This is a genomic window from Protofrankia sp. CiP3 (assembly GCF_917627345.1).
Classification (GTDB): Bacteria; Actinomycetota; Actinomycetes; order Frankiales; family Frankiaceae; genus Protofrankia.
The window spans coordinates 32,223-38,085 of record NZ_CAKJTM010000052.1; the positions used below are offsets into that span (position 1 = coordinate 32,223).

Sequence of the window (5,863 nt, forward strand, 5' to 3'; positions counted from 1 at the left end):
CCGGTCGCTCGTAGGGCGTGTCTGATGGATCGTCGATCGCTTCAGCCCTCGCCCGAACGCTTCGCGTCCGTGCGGGTCCCTGCACTCGATGCCCAGCGGGTGTCCTGGCGCATCGCTGCCCGTACGGTCGCTTTGCGTGCCGCACAGGGGCTCCGGCCCGTCGGTCCGGACAGAACACCGCTGTCCGGACCTCCGCCGCCGCGCGGGTCGCTGCCTGGATCATTGCCCACATTGACCACCACGCACATTGACCACCATCCATCAGACACGCCCCAGCGGACCGATGGTTTTTGAGAAGTGATCGCGAAACGGGGCCGGCGCGCCGGCGATGACGGCCCCGCGAATACGCCAGCCCGTATGCCCCAGCAGCGTCCCCCAGCCACCAACAGCCACCAGTAGCCAGACGGAACGAGAAGAGCACCATGGCAGAGATCACAGCCGCTGACATCCGCAAGCTCCGGGAACTGACCGGCGCTGGCATGAGCGACGTCAAGAAAGCGCTTGTCGAGAACGACGGCGACTTTGAGAAGGCCAAGTCGTGGCTGCGAGAGAAGGGCCTGGCACAGGTTGCCAAACGGGCCGGGCGCAGTGCGTCGAACGGTCTGGTCGACTCCTATCTGCACAAGACCGACCCGCAGCTGCCGCCTACCATCGGTGTTCTGCTGGAACTGAGGTGCGAGACCGACTTCGTTGCCAAGACCGATCAGTTCAAGCAGCTCGGGCGTGACATCGCGCAGCACATCGCGGCGGCCGACCCGCTCTACGTGACCGCGGAACAGATCCCGAACGAGGTCATCGAGCAGGAAAAGAAGATCTACGAGGCCGCCGCGCGCGAGGAGGGTAAACCCGAGCCAGCCCTCCCGAAGATTGTCGAAGGCAAACTGAACGGTTACGTGAAGTCGGTGGTCCTGCTTGAGCAGCCCTGGGTCCGGGATGCTAAGATCACCATCCGCGCGCTGCTCGAACAGGCTGGCTCAGCTCTTGGTGAAAAGATCGAAATTGGTCGTTTCGCCCGTTTTAACGTCAAGCAGAGCTGACCGTACTTCCCGCCGCGTGTAGTCGAACGGGCCGGATACGCGGCCTGAGATGTTCTCGCGTGCGGAGGTGAGGCAGACTGGCCGGCAGTGCACATCCACCGGCCGATGATCGTGGCTGACGGCGAGGGGGCCGATCGTGACCGATAACGCCAGCAGGGATGCAGACGCTCCAGCCGGTCGTGAGTTGGCGGCGGTGCGCTGGCATCGTGTGCTGCTGAAGCTGTCCGGTGAGGCGTTTGCCGGGGGCGAGCCCCTCGGCATCGATCCGGACACGGTGGCCACCATCGCACGCCAGATCGCGGAGGCGAGCCGGACAGGCATCGAGGTCGCGGTCGTCGTCGGTGGTGGCAACATGTTCCGTGGCCAACGTCTTGCCGAGCGTGGCGTCGACCGTGCCAGGGCCGACTACATGGGGATGCTCGCCACCGTGATCAACTGTCTTGCCCTGCAGGATGTCCTGGAGCGTCAGGGAGTCGTGACGCGGGTGCAGACGGCAATCGCCATGGGTCAGGTCGCCGAGCCTTACCTGCCTCTGCGGGCCATCCGGCACCTGGAGAAGGGCCGTGTCGTCATCTTCGGGGCGGGGCTGGGCGCGCCGTTCTTCTCCACGGATACCACCGCCGCGCAACGGGCTCTGGAGATCAAAGCACAGGCTGTCCTCAAGGCGACCAAGGTCGACGGCGTCTACGACGCGGATCCCACGACGAACCCCCACGCGGTTCGGTTTGATTCGCTCGTCTACGGCGAGGTGCTGGCTCGCGGGCTGAAGGTCATGGACGCCACGGCCATCAGCCTGTGCATGGACAATCGACTGCCGATCATGGTTTTCGACCTGCTGACGGAGGGGAACATCCTGCGGGCCGTCCGCGGTGAGAAGATCGGCACTCTGGTCAGTGTGGACGAGGGCGGAACGGAAGGATGACGGTGATCGACGACGTGCTCCTCGAGGCCGAGGAGAAAATGGAGAAGGCGGTCCTGGTCGCGAAGGACGACTTCGCCAACATCCGGACGGGGCGGATCACTCCTTCGGTGTTCTCGAAGGTTCTCGTCGACTACTACGGCGCGCCGACGCCCGTGAGCCAGCTGGCCTCCTTCCACATACCAGAGCCGAGAATGGTGATCATTACGCCGTACGACAAGGGGTCGCTGGCAGCTGTCGAGAAAGCGGTCCGCGACTCCGACCTCGGGGTGAACCCGAGCAACGACGGGACGATCATCCGTTGCGTCTTTCCCGAGCTCTCCGAGCAGCGTCGGCGGGACCTCGCCAAGGTCGCGCGCACCAAGGCGGAGGATGCGAAGATCAGCATTCGTAACGTCCGCCGGCATGCCAAGGAGGCGATTGATCGTATCGTCCGCGACGGCGACGCGGGTGAGGACGAGGGCCGGCGCGCGGAGAAGGACTTGGACGAGGCAACGCATCGCTATGTCAGTCAGGTGGACGAGCTGCTGCGACACAAGGAGTCGGAGCTGTTGGCGGTCTGATCGACATCGGCAGGCACTCTCCGTTGTCCGTTGCCGTGAGTCGAACAAGTTCCAGGGCGATATCGCCAGCACTCATGTGGCCGGGGACCCGGTGACGGGCGTCGAGCATGCGACCCGTGAGCCCGAGACGCGTCGGGTACGAGCGGGGCGGGACCTTCCCGCGGCGATCGTGGTCGGCGTCATCCTGGCATTGATCATTATTGTGCCTCTGTTCACGTTGCGCCCGTTATGGATCGCCGTCATCTGCGCGGCTGTCGCGGCTGGCATGTTTGAGCTGGTCAGGGCGTTCCGGCTGAGCGGGCGGACGATTGCCTTGCCGCCGCTCGCGGTGGGAACGGCGGCCATGCCGGTGGTGGCTTACCTCACTGGTACATCCGGCCTGGTGCTGGCCCTGGCAATAACGATCTTTGTGGCGACCGCCTGGCGGCTCGCGTATTCCGGCGATCATCTGTTCGCGGACGTCGCGGCTGCTGTCTTCTGCGCGGCATACGTAGGTCTTCCAGCCGGTTTCGCGGCCCTGCTGACCAGCCCACCGGACGGGCCCCGGCGGATGGTCGCGTTTCTGGCGACCGCTGCCGCCAGCGACATCGGCGGCTACACCGCCGGCGTGCTTTCGGGCGGGCGGCACAAGCTCGCTCCGACGGTGTCCCCGGGTAAATCCTGGGAGGGTTTTGCCGGTTCCGTCGTCGTCTGTGTGCTTGTCGCCGCTGTCTCGATGGCCTGGCCGCTGCACGCGGCGCTCTGGCAGGGGGTGGTGCTCGGTATCGCGATCGCCTGTACGGCGACCATCGGTGACCTAGGTGAGTCGTTGCTCAAAAGGGACATCGGTATCAAGGACATGGGTTCGCTGCTGCCCGGCCACGGCGGAATCATGGACCGGCTGGACTCGGTGCTGTGCGCGGCACCCGTTGCCTGGCTGCTGATCAGTGCCTTCGCGCCGCGCCCGTGACCTGGCAGACTGGACAGGCCATGACCGCTTCCCCCACCGCCTCGGCAGCGCTGCCGCTGGTCCGCTCCGCGCGGGCGCGGCCGCCCCGCCATCTCGCCGACCTCACCGCCGAACAGCGGCGTGAGCTGGCCGTCTCCCTGGGCGAGCCGGCCTTCCGGGCAGACCAGATCTCCCGCCACTACTTCGCCAGACAGCTGTGCGCCGACGATGCGGAGGCGATGACGGATCTTCCGGCGGCGTCCCGCGCCGCGCTTGTCGAGGCACTGCTGCCGACGCTGCTGACGCCGGTGAACGTCACCACCTGCGATGCTGGAGACACCCGTAAGACACTGTGGCGTGCCTTTGACGGTGTACTGATCGAATCAGTTCTGATGCGCTATCCCGGCCGCAGCACGGTCTGCGTGTCCAGCCAGGCCGGGTGCGGAATGGGCTGTCCGTTCTGCGCGACCGGCCAGGGCGGGCTCATGCGTAACCTGTCCACGGCCGAGATCGTGGAGCAGGTGGTCGCGGCGGGACGGACGCTCGTCCGCGGAGAGCTTGCCGGTGATCCGGCCCGGCTGTCGAATGTCGTGTTCATGGGCATGGGAGAGCCGTTGGCCAACTATGCCACTGTGATCGCCGCGTTGCGGATCCTCAGCGACCCGGCACCGGCGGGCCTGGGCCTGTCGGCTCGGTCCATCACGGTGAGCACGGTCGGACTTGTGCCGGCGATCCGCCGCCTGGCCACGACGGGCCTGCCGGTGACGCTGGCGGTCTCCCTGCACGCTCCTGACGACGAGTTGCGTGATCGCCTTGTTCCGGTGAACAGGCGCTGGCCGGTGGCGGAGGTACTTGCCGCGGCCTGGGGGTACGCCGAGGCGACCGGGCGCCGGGTAAGCATCGAGTACGCACTGATCGATGGTGTCAACGACCAGCCGGAACGCGCCGATGCCCTGGCCGGGCTCCTCGCCGGCAGGCTCGTGCACGTCAACCTGATCCCCCTCAACCCAACCCGCGCGGTGTCCTGGCAGGCCAGCGAACAGCGTCGCGAGCGGGAGTTCGTCCGTCGGCTACGCCAGCGGGGCATCGCCGCGACTGTACGCGATACCAGAGGGCGCGACATCGCGGCGGCGTGTGGACAGCTGGCGGCTGGCGAGCCGGACCGGAGCGACAGTGCCACCGGGTGACCGTCGCTCGTCCCGCCGATCTGCCTCCCGGAGTAACCGTAACCCGCGCTGGGTTTCGATGACCGGCGCGGCCGGGGCCATTCTGATCGTCATTGGCCTGGTCCTCTATTTCAGCGGTGACGGTGGCTCGCGGACCCGGGTGGGGCAGGCCGGCACGGGCATGTCCAACGGGGGCACCGCCGCGGGCAGCGCCGGCACTGCCCTGGGGACCTCCGGCGCCGCCGGGTCACCCCACGCTGTGCCGGCATCGCCAACCGTTGTGAGCGGATGTGTGACCGGCAGGACCATCGCGGCCGGATCGAGTCAGCAGCCGGTCCGGGTCGGGGCAGACACCCGGACGTATCAGCTGGCGGTGCCTGCCACCGATGCCCGCACCAAGGCGCTGCCGCTCGTCCTCGCCTTCCACGCCTTCGGTGAGGATGCGTCCGCGCTGGAGCGCTATGCCCACCTGGCGCAGATCGGTAACGCGGAAGGTTATGTGGTTGTCGCCCCGCAGGGTGTCAACGATCGGTGGAACTTCGTGCGCAGGGCCACCATCGGGCCGGACGACGTGGCATTCGTGTCCGCGATCGTCAATGATCTGACCGCCCGGATGTGCCTGGACAGCCACAAAGTGTTCGCCACCGGTTTTGCCGATGGCGCCGACATGGCGGTTACGGCCGCCTGTGCCCTGCCGGGGACCTTCGCCGCGATTGTGCCGGTTGCCTTCGCCATCATGCCCACCAGCTGTCCCGCGCCCGGCTCGAGCCTGCTGGCGATCAATGGCACCAGCGACCCGGTGACACCGCTGGAAGGCGGGGGAGCGGATCGTCCCGCCCCCTTCGATGGCACCCAGGCGCAGCCGATGCAGGCCCGTCTTGATCATTATGCCGGGTTCGTCGGCTGCGGGCCGGCGAACACATGGACGCGCGACACCACCGCGCTTCGGCGGCTGGTGTTCACCGCCTGTCCCGCCGGCCGTGACGTGGGTCTGCTGGCGGCCGTGGGCGGCGGCCACATGTGGCCCGACCCGGATGCCGACCCGCCTAAGGGCGCGACGCGGTCGCAGTTCAGCGCCACCGAGGTCGCTCTGGCCTTCTTCCGCGGGCATGCGACGCCCACGCCGGCCACCCATGCGCCGGCCACCCAGGCACCGGGCAGCACCGGCGCGCCCTCCAGCGCTACCGAAGCATCTCGCCAATAGTCCCTCCGCGAGTTCAACGGATACAGGGCCGCTTAGGACTCGCGCA

General features: G+C 67.3%; 6 protein-coding genes. All 6 read left to right on the forward strand.

What is annotated here, in order from left to right; all coding sequences use genetic code 11:
• Window positions 1-422: 422 nt before the first annotated feature.
• The 6 genes from tsf (at window position 423) to MJ797_RS17155 (ending at window position 5,817) form a co-directional block, all read left to right on the forward strand.
• Window positions 423-1,037, forward strand: coding sequence for a translation elongation factor Ts (gene tsf, locus MJ797_RS17130; RefSeq protein ID WP_239336042.1), 615 nt, complete (start codon window positions 423-425; stop codon window positions 1,035-1,037).
• A gap of 136 nt (window positions 1,038-1,173) precedes the next feature.
• The gene (pyrH, locus tag MJ797_RS17135) at window positions 1,174-1,959 is read left to right on the forward strand and encodes a UMP kinase (protein WP_370651605.1); all 786 of its coding nucleotides are present in this window, start codon (window positions 1,174-1,176) and stop codon (window positions 1,957-1,959) included.
• A gap of 2 nt (window positions 1,960-1,961) precedes the next feature.
• On the forward strand, window positions 1,962-2,519 hold the full coding sequence (frr, locus tag MJ797_RS17140) for a ribosome recycling factor (protein ID WP_239336056.1): 558 nt from the start codon (window positions 1,962-1,964) through the stop codon (window positions 2,517-2,519).
• Between the two features lie 91 nt (window positions 2,520-2,610).
• On the forward strand, window positions 2,611-3,468 hold the full coding sequence (locus MJ797_RS17145; protein ID WP_239336044.1) for a phosphatidate cytidylyltransferase: 858 nt from the start codon (window positions 2,611-2,613) through the stop codon (window positions 3,466-3,468).
• A gap of 20 nt (window positions 3,469-3,488) precedes the next feature.
• The gene (gene rlmN / locus MJ797_RS17150) at window positions 3,489-4,634 is read left to right on the forward strand and encodes a 23S rRNA (adenine(2503)-C(2))-methyltransferase RlmN (protein ID WP_239336046.1); all 1,146 of its coding nucleotides are present in this window, start codon (window positions 3,489-3,491) and stop codon (window positions 4,632-4,634) included.
• Window positions 4,635-4,692: 58 nt separating this feature from the next.
• On the forward strand, window positions 4,693-5,817 hold the full coding sequence (locus MJ797_RS17155; RefSeq protein ID WP_239336048.1) for a PHB depolymerase family esterase: 1,125 nt from the start codon (window positions 4,693-4,695) through the stop codon (window positions 5,815-5,817).
• Window positions 5,818-5,863: the final 46 nt, after the last annotated feature.